Origin of the sequence: Microbacterium sp. CGR1 (assembly GCF_001266755.1) — a bacterium.
Lineage (GTDB): Bacteria > Actinomycetota > Actinomycetes > Actinomycetales > Microbacteriaceae > Microbacterium.
Genome location: NZ_CP012299.1, coordinates 2,157,917 through 2,172,523 on the forward strand (window position 1 = coordinate 2,157,917; position 14,607 = coordinate 2,172,523).

7 protein-coding genes and 3 rRNA genes are annotated in these 14,607 nt (G+C 64.0%); 1 reads left to right on the top strand and 9 read right to left on the bottom strand.

Annotation, left to right across the window (positions count from 1 at the left end; all coding sequences use genetic code 11):
* Nucleotides 1-30 precede the first annotated feature (30 nt).
* A complete protein-coding gene (locus AKG07_RS10460; RefSeq protein WP_053097824.1) occupies nt 31-786 on the top strand; it encodes an IclR family transcriptional regulator in 756 nt (251 codons plus the stop codon).
* A 122-nt stretch (nt 787-908) separates the two neighbouring features.
* Here AKG07_RS10460 and rrf read toward each other — a convergent pair.
* The 9 genes from rrf to AKG07_RS10505 all read right to left on the bottom strand — a co-directional run bounded on the left by rrf (nt 909) and on the right by AKG07_RS10505 (nt 14,508).
* Nucleotides 909-1,026 (bottom strand): 5S ribosomal RNA (rrf, locus tag AKG07_RS10465).
* Nucleotides 1,027-1,135: 109 nt separating this feature from the next.
* Nucleotides 1,136-4,240 (bottom strand): 23S ribosomal RNA (locus AKG07_RS10470).
* 412 nt (nt 4,241-4,652) lie between these two features.
* A 16S ribosomal RNA gene (locus AKG07_RS10475) occupies nt 4,653-6,177 on the bottom strand.
* The 16S, 23S and 5S rRNA genes sit together here, the layout of an rRNA operon.
* Before the next feature lie 595 nt (nt 6,178-6,772).
* On the bottom strand, nt 6,773-7,984 hold the full coding sequence (rocD, locus tag AKG07_RS10480) for an ornithine--oxo-acid transaminase (RefSeq protein WP_053097826.1): 1,212 nt from the start codon (nt 7,982-7,984) through the stop codon (nt 6,773-6,775).
* Nucleotides 7,981-8,868, bottom strand: coding sequence for a dimethylargininase (ddaH, locus tag AKG07_RS10485; protein ID WP_053097827.1), 888 nt, complete (start codon nt 8,866-8,868; stop codon nt 7,981-7,983). The genes rocD and ddaH overlap by 4 nt, the downstream gene beginning before the upstream one ends.
* A 165-nt stretch (nt 8,869-9,033) precedes the next feature.
* Nucleotides 9,034-10,050, bottom strand: coding sequence for an NAD(P)-dependent alcohol dehydrogenase (locus AKG07_RS10490; RefSeq protein WP_053097829.1), 1,017 nt, complete (start codon nt 10,048-10,050; stop codon nt 9,034-9,036).
* 1 nt (nt 10,051) lies between these two features.
* Nucleotides 10,052-10,282, bottom strand: coding sequence for a helix-turn-helix transcriptional regulator (locus AKG07_RS10495; RefSeq protein ID WP_053097831.1), 231 nt, complete (start codon nt 10,280-10,282; stop codon nt 10,052-10,054).
* Nucleotides 10,282-10,716 (bottom strand): hypothetical protein, encoded by a 435-nt coding sequence (locus AKG07_RS10500; RefSeq protein ID WP_053097833.1) that lies wholly within the window; start codon nt 10,714-10,716, stop codon nt 10,282-10,284. Before AKG07_RS10500 ends, AKG07_RS10495 begins: the two co-directional genes overlap by 1 nt.
* Nucleotides 10,717-10,806: 90 nt before the next feature.
* Complete coding sequence (locus tag AKG07_RS10505) at nt 10,807-14,508, bottom strand: proline dehydrogenase family protein (protein ID WP_053097835.1); 3,702 nt, start codon at nt 14,506-14,508, stop codon at nt 10,807-10,809.
* Between the last annotated feature and the right edge of the window lie 99 nt (nt 14,509-14,607).

The following is a 14,607-nucleotide window of genomic DNA, read 5'->3' on the forward strand; positions in this document are numbered from 1 at the left end:
TGACATCCTGTGTCTGTGATCCCAGACAACATGGAGGCCGCCGCCCAGGTGCCCGCCGCCCACAACACGCTGCGGATCCTGAGCTATCTGGCCGGGCGCCCCGCGCCCGTCGCCGCCTCGGCGATCGCCCGCGAACTCGAGCTGCCCCGCTCGACCGTCTATCACCTGCTCACGACCCTCGCTGCGCACGGGTTCGTGCTGCATATGAAGGAAGACCGGCGCTGGGGCCTCGGCACCTCGGCATTCGAACTCGCCGGCGGATACGCGCGGCAGCAGCCGCTCGCACGGATCGGGCGGCCTCTTGTGGCCGCCCTCTCAGATCGTCTCGGGGAGAGCACGCACCTGGCGGTGATGAGCGGCGGCGACGTGCTCTATATCGTCGAGGAGCGCGCTCCCCGACGGCAGGCTCTCGTGACGGATGTCGGCGTCCGCTTGCCTGCGCACCTCACCGCCTCGGGGCGGGCCATGCTGGCTGCGCTCCCCCGCGAGCAGGTGCGTGCGCTGTATCCGAGCGCGTCTGCGTTCCCCGACCGTACGGGACGCGGCCCCAGGAAGCCGGGCGAACTGCGCGAGCTGCTGCGCACCGTTCGTGAACGCGGCTATGCGACCGAGGACAGCGAGGTGGCAGACGGACTGCGCAGCGTCGGCGCCGTCGTCCGCGATCATGCGGGCTGGCCTGTGGCCGCGGTCGCTGTGACCTGGGCCGGCGGCGAGCTCGATGAGCGTATCCTCGCGGACGCCGTGATCGAGACGGCGTCCGTACTCGAGTCACGGCTCAAGCGCTGACGCGACGCATCCGCTGCCGCGCCCGGTCAGTCGACGCCTGCGCTTGCGCTTGCGCTTGCGCTCGCGCACACGTTAACGCAGAAAAGCCACCCAACATTGGGTGGCTTTTCTGTGTAAAAGAAGTCCGGCGGTGTCCTACTCTCCCACAGGGTCCCCCCTGCAGTACCATCGGCGCTGTGAGGCTTAGCTTCCGGGTTCGGAATGTAAACCGGGCGTTTCCCTCACGCTATGGCCGCCGAAACACTATTGATGTTTCAATCAAACCTATAGACAAATCATTGTTGTCTCTAGGGTTCTCGACCGTACATCGAGAACCACTCAGTGGACGCGTAGCACCAACAAACGGTGTGTTATCAAGTCATCGGCTTATTAGTACCAGTCAGCTGCATGCATTACTGCACTTCCACATCTGGCCTATCAACCCAGTAGTCTGGCTGGGAGCCTCTCACCCGAAGGTATGGAAATCTCATCTTGAGGCCGGCTTCCCGCTTAGATGCTTTCAGCGGTTATCCATCCCGAACGTAGCTAATCAGCGGTGCTCCTGGCGGAACAACTGACACACCAGAGGTTCGTCCAACCCGGTCCTCTCGTACTAGGGTCAGATCCTCTCAAATTTCCTACGCGCGCAGCGGATAGGGACCGAACTGTCTCACGACGTTCTAAACCCAGCTCGCGTACCGCTTTAATGGGCGAACAGCCCAACCCTTGGGACCTACTCCAGCCCCAGGATGCGACGAGCCGACATCGAGGTGCCAAACCATGCCGTCGATATGGACTCTTGGGCAAGATCAGCCTGTTATCCCCGAGGTACCTTTTATCCGTTGAGCGACAGCGCTTCCACAAGCCACTGCCGGATCACTAGTCCCGACTTTCGTCCCTGCTCGACCTGTCAGTCTCACAGTCAAGCTCCCTTGTGCACTTACACTCGACACCTGATTGCCAACCAGGTTGAGGGAACCTTTGGGCGCCTCCGTTACTTTTTGGGAGGCAACCGCCCCAGTTAAACTACCCACCAGGCACTGTCCCTGAACCGGATTACGGTTCGAAGTTAGATATCCAGAGTGACCAGAGTGGTATTTCAACAATGACTCCACATGAACTGGCGTCCATGCTTCACAGTCTCCCACCTATCCTACACAAGCCACACCGAACACCAATACCAAGCTGTAGTAAAGGTCACGGGGTCTTTCCGTCCTGCTGCGCGTAACGAGCATCTTTACTCGTAATGCAATTTCGCCGAGTTCGCGGTTGAGACAGTTGGGAAGTCGTTACGCCATTCGTGCAGGTCGGAACTTACCCGACAAGGAATTTCGCTACCTTAGGATGGTTATAGTTACCACCGCCGTTTACTGGGGCTTAAATTCTCAGCTTCGCCTTGCGGCTAACCGGTCCTCTTAACCTTCCAGCACCGGGCAGGCGTCAGTCCGTATACATCGTCTTGCGACTTGGCACGGACCTGTGTTTTTAGTAAACAGTCGCTACCCACTAGTCTCTGCGGCCTCCAAACGCTTTCGGAGCAAGTCCTAATACGTCGAAGGCCCCCCTTCTCCCGAAGTTACGGGGGCATTTTGCCGAGTTCCTTAACCACGATTCTCTCGATCTCCTTGGTATTCTCTACCTGACCACCTGAGTCGGTTTGGGGTACGGGCGGCTAGAACCTCGCGTCGATGCTTTTCTTGGCAGCATAGGATCATCCACTTTTTATCCGCATCGTGTCTCAGCCTATGTGAGAGACGGATTTGCCTATCTCTCGGCCTACGCACTTGCACCAGGACAACCATCGCCTGGCTTGGACTACCTTCCTGCGTCACACCTGTTAATACGCTAACCGCACCAGAATGGGGTCGTGCGCTAGGCCCAACGCGTCACCCCGAAGGGATCAGTCACTGGGATTCAGACACTTAGCACTACTGGATTAGCTTGGGCGGTTCTTCGCCGGTACGGGAATATCAACCCGTTGTCCATCGACTACGCCTGTCGGCCTCGCCTTAGGTCCCGACTTACCCAGGGAAGATTAGCTTGACCCTGGAACCCTTGGTCTTTCGGAGGACGTGTTTCTCACACGTCTTTCGCTACTCATGCCTGCATTCTCACTCGTGTAGCCTCCACGGCTGGTTTACACCGCCGCTTCGCTGGCCACACGACGCTCTCCTACCCATCAACACGGCTGGACCACGAAGGCCTACCAATAATGTCAATGCCACAACTTCGGTGGCGTGCTTGAGCCCCGTTACATTGTCGGCGCGGAATCACTTGACCAGTGAGCTATTACGCACTCTTTCAAGGGTGGCTGCTTCTAAGCCAACCTCCTGGTTGTCAAGGCAACTCCACATCCTTTCCCACTTAGCACGCGCTTTGGGACCTTAGTTGGTGGTCTGGGTTGTTTCCCTCTCGACTATGAAGCTTATCCCCCACAGTCTCACTGCTGCGCTCTCACTTACCGGCATTCGGAGTTTGGCTGACGTCAGTAACCTTGTAGGGCCCATCGGCCATCCAGTAGCTCTACCTCCGGCAAGAAACACGCAACGCTGCACCTAAATGCATTTCGGAGAGAACCAGCTATCACGAAGTTTGATTGGCCTTTCACCCCTATCCACAGCTCATCCCCTCAGTTTTCAACCTAAGTGGGTTCGGTCCTCCACGACGTCTTACCGTCGCTTCAACCTGGCCATGGATAGATCACTTCGCTTCGGGTCTAGGACATGCGACTGAATCGCCCTATTCAGACTCGCTTTCGCTACGGCTACCCCTCAACGGGTTAACCTCGCCACATATCGCTAACTCGCAGGCTCATTCTTCAAAAGGCACGCTGTCACAGCTACTAAGGCTGCTCCAACGGTTTGTAAGCAAACGGTTTCAGGTACTATTTCACTCCCCTCCCGGGGTACTTTTCACCTTTCCCTCACGGTACTTGTCCGCTATCGGTCATCTGGGAGTATTTAGGCTTATCAGGTGGTCCTGACAGATTCACACGGGATTTCACGGGCCCCGTGCTACTTGGGATACTCTTCGCGCCACGGTTGGCATTTCGACTACGGGGTTGGCACCCTCTATGACCGGCCTTTCAAGACCGTTCGTCTATACCATCGTGTAACGCCGCCATCTCGGCAGAGATGACTGAAAAGTCCCACAACCCCCAACGTGCAACGCCTGCCGGCTATCACACACGCTAGGTTTAGCCTGTTCCGGTTTCGCTCGCCACTACTAACGGAATCGCGGTTGCTTTCTCTTCCTGTGGGTACTGAGATGTTTCACTTCCCCACGTTCCCTCTACCCGCCCTATATATTCAGGCGGGAGTCACTAGGTCGGCACGCCGCCCAGCGGGGTTTCCCCATTCGGACACCCTCGGATCAAAACTTGCTTATCAGTTCCCCGAGGCTTATCGCAGATTGCTACGTCCTTCTTCGGCTCCAGATGCCAAGGCATCCACCGTTTGCTCTTAAAGACTTGAAATCACATGAGTTTGAATCAGAATCGACACCAGACCCGAAGGCCTGGCATGAAATTGACTAATGATCTTTAAGATCATCTTGTGCAACCGACCGAAGCCGGCTGCAAGATGCTCGCGTCCACTGTGTAGTTCTCAAAGTACGGGCGGTACCCCTTCTCGCCACCCCCACAGGGGAAACAACAAGAGGCCCAGAGGTACAGAAACGATCCGAAGATCGCATCCGGTCCCTCAGGACCCAACAGCGTGCAGACACCCCGCTCACGAAGCCCCACTTTCCAACCAACCCGAAGGTCAGCGTACTCACGAGACTCAGCTGCGCTGATGTCATGTCAAATGTTCCACCCATGAGCTCCCAGCGAAGAACGAACGTCTTCGATCTGGGTTCTGGACTCCGAAGAGTCAGATGCTCCTTAGAAAGGAGGTGATCCAGCCGCACCTTCCGGTACGGCTACCTTGTTACGACTTAGTCCTAATTACCGATCCCACCTTCGACGGCTCCCTCCACAAGGGTTAGGCCACCGGCTTCAGGTGTTACCGACTTTCATGACTTGACGGGCGGTGTGTACAAGACCCGGGAACGTATTCACCGCAGCGTTGCTGATCTGCGATTACTAGCGACTCCGACTTCATGAGGTCGAGTTGCAGACCTCAATCCGAACTGGGACCGGCTTTTTGGGATTCGCTCCACCTCGCGGTATTGCAGCCCTTTGTACCGGCCATTGTAGCATGCGTGAAGCCCAAGACATAAGGGGCATGATGATTTGACGTCATCCCCACCTTCCTCCGAGTTGACCCCGGCAGTATCCCATGAGTTCCCACCATTACGTGCTGGCAACATAGAACGAGGGTTGCGCTCGTTGCGGGACTTAACCCAACATCTCACGACACGAGCTGACGACAACCATGCACCACCTGTTTACGAGTGTCCAAAGAGTTGACCATTTCTGGCCCGTTCTCGTATATGTCAAGCCTTGGTAAGGTTCTTCGCGTTGCATCGAATTAATCCGCATGCTCCGCCGCTTGTGCGGGTCCCCGTCAATTCCTTTGAGTTTTAGCCTTGCGGCCGTACTCCCCAGGCGGGGAACTTAATGCGTTAGCTGCGTCACGGAATCCGTGGAATGGACCCCACAACTAGTTCCCAACGTTTACGGGGTGGACTACCAGGGTATCTAAGCCTGTTTGCTCCCCACCCTTTCGCTCCTCAGCGTCAGTTACGGCCCAGAGATCTGCCTTCGCCATCGGTGTTCCTCCTGATATCTGCGCATTCCACCGCTACACCAGGAATTCCAATCTCCCCTACCGCACTCTAGTCTGCCCGTACCCACTGCAGGCCGGAGGTTGAGCCTCCGGATTTCACAGCAGACGCGACAAACCGCCTACGAGCTCTTTACGCCCAATAATTCCGGATAACGCTTGCGCCCTACGTATTACCGCGGCTGCTGGCACGTAGTTAGCCGGCGCTTTTTCTGCAGGTACCGTCACTTTCGCTTCTTCCCTGCTAAAAGAGGTTTACAACCCGAAGGCCGTCATCCCTCACGCGGCGTTGCTGCATCAGGCTTGCGCCCATTGTGCAATATTCCCCACTGCTGCCTCCCGTAGGAGTCTGGGCCGTGTCTCAGTCCCAGTGTGGCCGGTCACCCTCTCAGGCCGGCTACCCGTCGACGCCTTGGTGAGCCATTACCTCACCAACAAGCTGATAGGCCGCGAGCCCATCCCCAACCAATAAATCTTTCCAGTAACTGACCATGCGGTCGCTACTCGTATCCAGTATTAGACGCCGTTTCCAGCGCTTATCCCAGAGTCAGGGGCAGGTTGCTCACGTGTTACTCACCCGTTCGCCACTGATCCCACAGAGCAAGCTCCGTGTTCACCGTTCGACTTGCATGTGTTAAGCACGCCGCCAGCGTTCATCCTGAGCCAGGATCAAACTCTCCGTAAAAAAGAAATGCATACGACACCGGGAAAACGGTGACGCAGCGAGTTTGATGCTGACCAAAGAGACAAATCATTGCTGACTTTATCCGTTGCCAACCCCACAAGGAGGTTGGTCTTTGATCCAAAGGAATCTCATCCAGCCGAAGCTGAATCGAGGTTATTTGGCATTTGACAAGTGCACGCTGTTGAGTTCTCAAGGATCGGATGCTCCCACGACCCAGTCATCACAACCAGGCCCGAAGGGCAACTTCTCTATCTTATCTGTGCCATTCGGCCTGTCAAATCGACACGCCGTGAGGCTCAGAACCAGATCTGCAGCTCGGGGCTCAAGGCCGCCGAGGCAACTTCACTAGCTTATCCGTTCCGGAGTCGCTGTCAAATCGACCATTTCTCCGAAGTGGAAGCTCCAGGTCAGACAGAAGTGTGTCTGCGATCTGCTCCGAGGAGCTGATCGAGTGGAGGTGGTCCTCCGCTTGAGGGGGGTAAGGCTCTCGGCCTCTCCGCTTCCCTGTGGGGCGAACAAGTAATAAGTTACGTGGGTTCCGGGGTTCCGGCAAATCCGGGCTGTCCGCCGGGCGTGTCGCCCGGCGGACAGGGCGTCACGCCCCGAGAACCAGCTTCAGCTGCTCGACCGCCCAGTCGAGTTCGGTCGCGCGGATCACCAGCGGAGGGGCGATGCGGATCGTCTGACCGTGGGTGTCCTTGACGAGCACACCCCGGTCGAGGAGCTTCTCCGCGATCTCGCGGCCGGTCCCCTTGGCGGGGTCGATGTCGACGCCGGCCCACAGCCCGGCGATGCGCACCTCGGTCACCCCGTGCCCGATCAGCGGCTCGAGGCCGGCGGCGAGGTGGGCGCCGAGTGCGCGAGCGCGCTCCTGGAACTCCCCGGACTCGAGCATCTCGACGACCCGCAGGCCGACGGCCGCGGCGAGCGGGTTGCCCCCGAACGTCGAACCGTGTTCACCCGGGCGGATGACTCCGAGCACATCCGCGTCGCCGACGACCGCCGACACCGGAAGGATCCCGCCGCCCAGCGCCTTGCCCAGGAGATACAGGTCGGGCACGACGCCCTCCCGATCGCAGGCGAAGGTCTCGCCGACCCGGCCGAGACCCGACTGGATCTCATCGGCGATGAACAGCACGTTCTTCTCGTCGCAGATCTCGCGGATGCGGCGCAGGTATCCCTCCGGGGGGATCACCACTCCGCCCTCGCCCTGGATCGGCTCGATCAGCACGGCGGCGGTGTTCTCGGTGATGGCCGCTGCGACGGCATCCGCGTCCCCATAGGGAACCACGTCGAATCCCGGCGTGTACGGGCCGAAGTCCGTCCGCGCCTCGGGGTCGTCGCTGAAGCTGACGATGGTCGTGGTGCGGCCGTGGAAGTTGCCGGCCGCGACGATGATGCGCGCCTGGTCGTCCGCGATGCCCTTGACGCGATACCCCCATGCGCGAGCGACCTTGATGCCGGTCTCGACCGCTTCGGCGCCGGTGTTCATCGGCAGCACCATGTCTTTGCCGGCGAGAGTCGACAGCGCGGCGGCGAACGGCTCGAGCCGATCGCTCATGAAGGCGCGGCTCGTGAGGGTGACGCGACCGAGCTGCTCGGTCAGGGCCGCCACGAGAGCCGGATGCCGGTGCCCGAAGTTCACCGCCGAATAGGCGGCGAGCAGATCGAGGTACCGCTTGCCCTCGACATCCGTCACCCACGCACCCTCACCCCGGGCGATGTTGACCGGCAGCGGGTGGTAGTTGTGGGCGACGTGCGGCTCCGCCGTCACCTCGGCGCTCACGCCCGAGTCGACGGCGGTCACACCGCACCGCGCAGTTCGAGGGTGCAGCACTTGATGCCGCCGCCGCCGAGCAGCAGCTCGGACAGGTCGATCATGATCGGGTTGTAGCCGCGCTCGCGCAGCTGCTTCTCGAAGCCCTTCGCGCGCGGCGAGATGATCACGTTGTAGCCGTCGCTCGCGGAGTTGAGACCGAAGACGGATCCGTCCTCGTCGGACACGAGGATCGCCTCGGGGAAGCGCTCCTCGAGGATCGCCCGGCTCTCGTCATCGAACGCGCCGGGCAGATACGCGATGTTCGCGCGCTCGGGGCCGCCGTTCTCGACACCCTGAACGGGATCGAGCACCGCGATCGCGGTGTCCAGGTGGTAGAAGCGCGGGTCGACCAGGTTGAGCGACACGACCTCACGGCCGAAGACGTCGCCGACCTCGCGGTGGCTGTCGCCGGTCGAGCGGAACCCGGTGCCGGCGAGGATCACGTCGCCGACGAGCAGGAAGTCGCCCTCGCCCTCGTTGACCTCTTCGGGGATCACGGTGTCGTAGCCCGCGGCGCGGAACCAGTCGGCGAACGCGGGCGCCTCGCCCTGACGCTCGACGAAGCGGAACTTCGGCACGTAGGCGCGGCCGTCGATCAGGAACCCGCCGTTCGCCGTGTAGACCATGTCGGGGAACCCGGCGAGAGGCTCGATCAGCTCGACCTCATGGCCGAGCTCGAGGTACAGGTCGTGCAGCTTCTGCCACTGCTCGACCGCCCTGGCCGTGTCGGTCGGCTTCGAGGGCTCCATCCACGGGTTGATCGAGTAGTTCACCGTGAAGTGCGACGGCGTGCACATCAGGTAGTGACGGTGGTGTGCGGTGCGGACCGGGGCTGCGGTCTCGGATGCCGGCGCAGTGGTTTCGACAGACATGGGGCTCCTCGAACGGATGCGGCGGACGCTGTCCAGGGGCCCGGCGGTCCTTCGACCCGCGCCGCTCGATGAGAGCCGGCGCCCGGGGAAGATGCGACTCGGGCACGCCAGCATCCATTCTGTCACCCGCCCCCTGGACGCCGCCAGAGCGCAGGCGCTTCTCGCTCAGGCTCCGCGGACGACGACCTTGCCGACCGTATGACCGGCCTCGAGGTGCGCGAGGGCCGCGCGGGCCTCGTCGAATCCGAATTCGCGCTCGATCACGGGTGTGATCCGCCCCTCGGCGGTGAGCTCGAGCAGCTTCGCGAGGATCTCCGGACGAGGGCTCGCCGCAAGCGGGCGGATGCGGCGGCTCGAACCGATCGACAGGAACGCCGCCTTCACCATCCGCGGGATCGGGCCCAGCACGGGGCCGCCGTCACCCGTCACGAGCACCACCCGTCCGCCGGAGATCACGAGGCGCTGCAGGTCGCGCAGCGGCATCCCTCCGGCGATGTCGATCACCGCGTCGAAGTGCGCTGCGGGCAGCTCCGTCAGCGGCGAGCGACGATGGTCGAGGGTGCGCACGGCGCCGAGGTGCTCGACGAGGCGCGCGTTGCGTTCGCCGCACGTCGCCCAGACCTCGGCACCGCGCAGCGCCGCGAGCTGCACCACGAAGGTGCCCACTCCCCCGGAGGCGCCGAGCACCAGGACTCGAGGGACATGGCCCGCCGCAGTGTGCTTGACGGAGCGGAAGCCGATGCCCGCGTGGTCGAGTGCCTGCCATGCGGTGCCTGCGGCGATCGGCAGGCAGGCCGCAGTCTCGGAGGTCACATCCGGCGGGATCGGGACGAGGCGCGTCGCGGGCACAGCGACATGCGATGCGAGTCCCCCGCCTCCGACGAGCTCGCCCACCACTCGCTCGCCGACCTCGGCGCCGATCTCCTGGGATCCGACGGCGACGACGGTGCCGGCCACCTCCATTCCCCGCACCGGATGCTTCGGGCGCGTCAGGCCGAAGACCGGACGCACGAGCAGGGGGTCTCCGAGCATGAGGCGGATATCACCGGCGTTGAGGGCGGTCGCCTCGACGCGCAGCACCACCTCGCCCGGACGCGGGATCGGAACGGGGATCTGCTCGAGGTGCACTCCGTCGGACGGGCCGTACGTCTCACGCACCCAGGCAGGCATCGTCTCGGTCATCTCACACCTCCGTGGTCGTGGGCTCGGGGTACTGGAACAGGTCGTCGATGCCGACGCCGAATGCCCGGGCGATCTGAAAGGCCAGTTCGAGGGTCGGCGAGTACTTCTCCTGCTCGATCGCGATCAGCGTCTGGCGAGTCACGCCGACGCGGCGGGCGAGCTCGGCCTGGGTCAGACCGGCGGCCTCCCGATGCGCACGGATGCGGTTGGAGACGAGCGTCGGCTTGACCATCAGACGAGACCCCTTCGATAGGCCACGACCCGCGCGATCCCGCCCACGATCGTCGCGATCGCGAAGCCCGCGAACATGGCGTGGGCGATCCAGAAGACGTCCGCGTTCATCGCGCAGAGCAGGATCACGCCGGTGCCCGCGATGGCCACGAACGCCTGCTCGACACGACTCCCCATGCGACCGATGTCCCGATCGCGGATGTCGGACTTGCCCACGCCGTCGGGGTCGCGTGCGCCGGCGATCATGCCCCAGATGATGCTGATCGCGATGGTCACGACGATTCCGCCGCCGATCATCCACAGCATCAGCGGCGGCCAGTCGACCTCGGTCACGGGACCGCCGGCCGCCTGCTGCAGCACCGCGACGACGTACGCCGTGATGGCGATCAGGCTGACGACGAGACCGACCCAGACGTTGCGCTCCTCGTAGACCATGACATCCTCCCGTGTAAAAGATTCTTGACACGAGGTTACGTCTGCGGCATCCGCTGTGTCAAGAATTCTTTACACAGCGCTCGCGCGGCGTCAGATGACGGAAGCACTCCAGGCGTCGGGGTTGCCGTAGCGGTGCGCGGTGATCGCGATGGCCTGCTCGTGCACGAAGGGCAGCAGCTCGATGCGCCCGGCGGAGGTGACCTCGCCGTCGTACACCGCGAGGTCGGGATCGCCGCCGACGGCTGTCGCCAGTGCGCGGTGCAGCGCTGCCACGGAGTCCCGGGGCCCGACCAGTCGCACCCGGCTCGGTCGCAATTCGTCGTCGAGGGATTCGAGCGTCGCGGACGGCTGCTCGCCGCGCCGCCGCATCCGCTCGATCCACTCGTCGTCGCTCTCCATGTGGACGACGGCGCCGAGCTCGCCGAGAGCGCGGCGAACCGGCGCCGGAAGACCGACGGGCGTCGACAGCACGAACCGGGCGCCGGCGCGCACCGCGGCGACGACGACGCGCAGCAGCTCCTGCCAGCCGGCATCCGCGGTGGCTCTGATCGCGACCGGAACCGGGCGGTAGCGGAACAGGTTGCGCTCGATCCCGAGGTGCGACACGTCGCGCACCTGCCCGAACTCGCGGTCCCAGGCGAGCGCATCCGAGAGCGCAGAACGACGCAGCCACTCGAAGGCCTCGAAGTCGAGCGACGGCTGCGCCGACTCGATGAGGTCGGTGATGCGCGAGTCCAGCCCGCGCAGATGGAGAGTGCTCGAGACGGTGCCGGACCCGCTCGACCGCCAGGATCCGAGTCCGATGAGGTAGTTCGGGCCGCCGGCCTTGGCGCCGGGGCCCACCGAGGAGCGCTTCCACCCGCCGAACGGCTGGCGCTGCACGATCGCACCGGTGATGCCCCGGTTCACGTAGAGGTTGCCGGCCTGCACGCGGTCGAGCCAGAGCGCGAGCTCAGCCGGGTCCTGCGTGTGCAGTCCGGCGGTCAGACCGTACTCGACCGCATTCTGCAGATCGATCGCCCGCTCCAGCGTCGGCGCGTGCATGACGCCGAGCACCGGGCCGAAGAACTCCTCGGTGTGGAACCGCGAACCCGGCTGCACTCCCACACGGATGCCGGGTCGCCAGAGGCGCCCCGTGGGGTCGTCGGTCGAGACGGCGGGCTCGATGAGCCACTGCTCGTCGCCTTCGAGCTCGGTGAGCGCCCACGCGAGCTTGCCCTCGGGTCGCTCGATCACGGGTCCGACCTCGGCGAGCGGATCGGTGGGCCAGCCGACATGCAGCGACCGAGTGGCATCGGCCAATTGACGGGCGAAGCGCTGGGAGCGTCCGACGGGTCCGACGAGGATCGCGAGGGAGGCCGCCGAGCACTTCTGCCCCGCGTGCCCGAAGGCGCTGCGCACCAGATCGGCGACCGCGAGATCGAGATCAGCCGAGGGGGTGATGATCATCGCGTTCTTGCCGCTGGTCTCGGCGAGCAGCGGCAGTTCGGGGCGCCACGAGCGGAACAGCGCCGCCGTCTCCCACGAACCGGTGAGGATGACCCGATCGACGGACTCGTGCGAGATCAGCTCGCGGCCGAGATCGCCCTCTTCGATGTCGACGAGGGCGAGCACGTCGCGGGGAACGCCGACCTCCCAGAGCGTCTCGGCGATGACCGCCGCGCAGCGGCGAGCCTGCGGAGCCGGCTTGAAGACGACTCCGGAGCCCGCGGCGAGCGCGGCGAGCACGCCTCCCGCGGGGATCGCGAGAGGGAAGTTCCACGGTGGGGTGACGACCGTCACGCGCGCCGGGTCGAACGTGGCGCCGGCGACGGCATCCAACTCCCGCGCCTTGGCGGCGTAGTAGCGCGCGAAGTCCACGGCCTCGCTGACCTCGACGTCGGCCTCGGCGAAGACCTTGCCGGTCTCGGAGGCGGCGACCTCGATCAGGTCTCCGCGGCGGCCTTCCAGAGCGGCGGCCGCGCGCAGCAGCACTTCGGCCCGCTCGGCGGCGGGGCGAGCACCCCAGAGCGCCGCGGCGTCGTGCACGCCCGCGATCGTGGCCTCGAGCGTGTCCGCATCGTCGATCCGGGCGGCCTCGATCGTCGAGACGCCGAGGGTGGAGTCGTCGATCCGGGCGGTGATCTCGCGGGCCCAGTCCCGGTTGGCCGGAAGCGACGGGTCGCTGTCGGGCGTGTTCGCGAAGCCCGGCGCGCCGCCGGTCGCCTCATCGATCTCGCGTGGGGCGTAGACCGCGGTCTCCAGGAACGGCCCGGTCGGGTCATCCGATCCGCGCGAGATTCCGAGCACCGCCTGGGTCAGCCCCTCCTCGGGCGCAGGCGCCACGGGCACGGGCCGCATGGACTCGTGCACGGGTGCGAGTCGGTCCTGGCTGCGCAGCGCCCCCACCTGCAGCGTCGGGGACGCCGAGCGGTCGACCGCATCGAGGAACCTGTCGCGCTCACGCACGAACAGCGCCTCATCGTCACCGAGGCGGAATGCTGCGGACAGGAAGTTGTCGCTCGACGCGTTCTCTTCGAGCCTCCGCACCAGGTAGCTGATGGCGACGTCGAACTCGCTCGGCTTCACGACCGGGACATAGAGAAGCACCTCGCCGACCTCGCGGGAGACGGCCTGCACCTGCCCCTGCGCCATGCCGAGGAGCATCTCGAATTCGATCGGCGGCTGCGAGTTCGCGGCGGTCGCCGATCCCGGATCGAGAGCGCGGACACCCCGCTCCCCCGCGAGCAGCCACGCATAGGCGATGCCGAACAGGTTGTGACCCGCGATCCCCAGACGCACGGCGGCGACGTTCTCGGGGCGCAGCGCCCAGTCGAGGCAGCGCAGATAGTTGGCGTCGGTGTCGAGCTTCGTGTCGTACGTCGCCTGCGTCCATCCGTGCATCCGCGCCTCGACCCGCTCCATCGCGAGGTTGGCTCCCTTGACGAGCCGCACCTTGATGGGGGCGCCGCCGTGGTCGACGCGCTCGCGAGCCCAGGCGGTGAGCTGCTGCAGCGCCGGCAGGGCGTCGGGCAGATAGGCCTGCAGCACGATGCCGGCCTCGAGACCTTCGAGCCGCGGATCCTCGAGGATGCGTGTGAACACCGCGATCGTCAGATCGAGGTCGCGATACTCCTCCATGTCGAGGTTGATGAAGGTGCGATCCGACGCGGCGGTCAGATACAGCGGAAGGAGTCGCTCGACGACCGACTCCACGACCTCGTCGAACGCCCACATCGAGATGTGGCTGACGATCGCCGACACCTTCACCGAGACGTAGTCGACATCGGGACGACGGATCAGCTCATGGATGCCGTCGAGCCGCCGCTGCGCCTCGGCCTCGCCGAGCACGGCCTCTCCCAGCAGATTGAGGTTGAGTCGTGCGCCCGATTCGCGGATCTTCGCGATCGCAGGACCGAGCTTCGCCGGTCGGGCGTCGACGACCAGGTGACCGACCATCTCGCGCAGCACCCGGCGGGCGATGGGCACCACGGGGCTCGGCAGCATCTGCGCGACTCCGCCGCCGATGCGCACGGCCGACCGCAGATACCACGGCAGGAAGTCGGGCACGATCGGGGCGATGCGGTGCAGCTGGGATGCCGCGGCGCTGAGGCTCTCGGGGCGCATGACCCCGTCGACGAATCCGAGCGTGAAAGGGAGGCCATTGGCATCCTGCAGCACACCGGCCAGGCGCTCGGCCGCCGGGTCGACATCGGCGGCCGCGGCCTCGATCACCCAGCGGCGGGCGAGCTCGACCGCACGGTCCGCGAGCGAGACGGATTCGGGATCCGTGGAGGGCATCGGGTCGGCCATGAGCTCAGCCTAGGACCGCGGTGAGCGCCTGGCCCTGAGCGACGATCGCGTCGTGCGGTTCCGGTCGCAGTTCGTGCCGTCGAACGCGCGGGCGGGCGG

Bases quoted from the DNA above. Each gene is read 5' to 3' on its own strand.
- AKG07_RS10460 (WP_053097824.1), top strand. From the start codon at position 31: ATGGAGGCCGCCGCCCAGGTGCCCGCCGCCCACAACACGCTGCGGATC.
- ddaH (WP_053097827.1), bottom strand. From the start codon at position 8,868: ATGTCTGTCGAAACCACTGCGCCGGCATCCGAGACCGCAGCCCCGGTC.
- AKG07_RS10490 (WP_053097829.1), bottom strand. From the start codon at position 10,050: ATGACCGAGACGATGCCTGCCTGGGTGCGTGAGACGTACGGCCCGTCC.
- AKG07_RS10495 (WP_053097831.1), bottom strand. From the start codon at position 10,282: ATGGTCAAGCCGACGCTCGTCTCCAACCGCATCCGTGCGCATCGGGAG.
- AKG07_RS10500 (WP_053097833.1), bottom strand. From the start codon at position 10,716: ATGGTCTACGAGGAGCGCAACGTCTGGGTCGGTCTCGTCGTCAGCCTG.
- AKG07_RS10505 (WP_053097835.1), bottom strand. From the start codon at position 14,508: ATGGCCGACCCGATGCCCTCCACGGATCCCGAATCCGTCTCGCTCGCG.